Source organism: Amycolatopsis kentuckyensis (assembly GCF_002155975.1).
In the GTDB taxonomy this organism is placed as follows: Bacteria; Actinomycetota; Actinomycetes; order Mycobacteriales; family Pseudonocardiaceae; genus Amycolatopsis; species Amycolatopsis kentuckyensis.
The window spans coordinates 1-1,080 of the sequence record NZ_MUMI01000542.1 but is presented as its reverse complement, the minus strand read 5'-3'; the positions used below and the strand labels follow the sequence as shown (position 1 = coordinate 1,080).

Below are 1,080 nucleotides of genomic sequence, written 5' to 3'. Positions count from 1 at the left end.
GCCCGCCGAGGAGGTGGCGCGCATCGGCGCGCCGATCGCCTCGGCGCTCGCCGCCGCGCACGCCGAAGGCGTGGTGCACCGCGACGTCACCCCCGGCAACGTCCTGCTCGGCGAGTCCGGCGACGTCAAGATCGCCGACTTCGGCATCTCCCGGGCCACCGGCGAAGGCACCGTGACCGGCGGCGGCTTCATCGCGGGCACGCCGGCGTACCTGGCGCCCGAAGTGGCCGGCGGTCACGAAGCCGGTTACCCGGCCGACGTCTTTTCCCTCGGGGCGACGCTCTACCGCGCGCTGGAGGGCACTCCCCCGTTCGGCAACGACGACAACGCGATCACGCTCCTGCTGCGCATCGCCAAGGAGGAGACCATCCCGCCGCGGCACGGCGGGCCGCTCGCCGAAGTGCTCACCCGCATGCTGCAGCGGGACCCCGAAGCGCGCCCGGCCATGGCGGAGGTCCAGGAGCTGTTCGAAGCGGTCACCGGCGGCCGTCCGCTGCCGCCGCCCCGGCCGCGGCCCCGGGCCGGGACCCGGCTCCTGCGCGTCCGCCGCCGTCCGCGGCGCCGGCTCGTCCTGGCGGGCGCCGCGGGGACGGTGCTGCTGGCGCTCGGCGTGGTGATCGGCACGGTGATCGTCCCGGACGGCACGCCGGTGGCCGCCCCGGTTTCCCCCGGCCCCGCGGCTCCGGTGAGCTCGAGCCCGGCGCCGACGACACCGGCCGACCTCGGCTGCGCCGCCCGCTACGAGGTGACGAACTCCTGGCCCGGCGGCTACCAGGTCCAGGTGACGGTGCGCAACGACCGGACCGCGGGCCTGGACGGCTGGACCGTGCGCTGGCAGCTGCCCGCCGGTCACCGCATCAGCGGCTTGTGGAACGGCACCTTCACGGTCGACGGTTCCACGGTGACGGTCGAGAACGCCGCCTGGAACGCGAAGCTCGACGCGGACAAGACCACGACGTTCGGCCTGATCGCCCTGACGCAGAACGGAAGTGGCGACGCCCGCCCGGCGCTCACCTGCCGGACGCTGTGACCTCGCGGGCCGCCCGCTCCAGCCGGTCCAGCACCGCCCGGACGTCCGGC

Annotated in this window: 1 protein-coding gene; it reads left to right on the top strand. The window is 75.6% G+C overall.

Features of this window, described 5'->3' with window-relative positions:
- Positions 1-1,030 (top strand): protein kinase domain-containing protein (locus tag CCN39_RS41110; protein WP_086851713.1); only part of this gene is annotated, 1,030 nt, incomplete at its 5' end.
- Between the last annotated feature and the right edge of the window lie 50 nt (positions 1,031-1,080).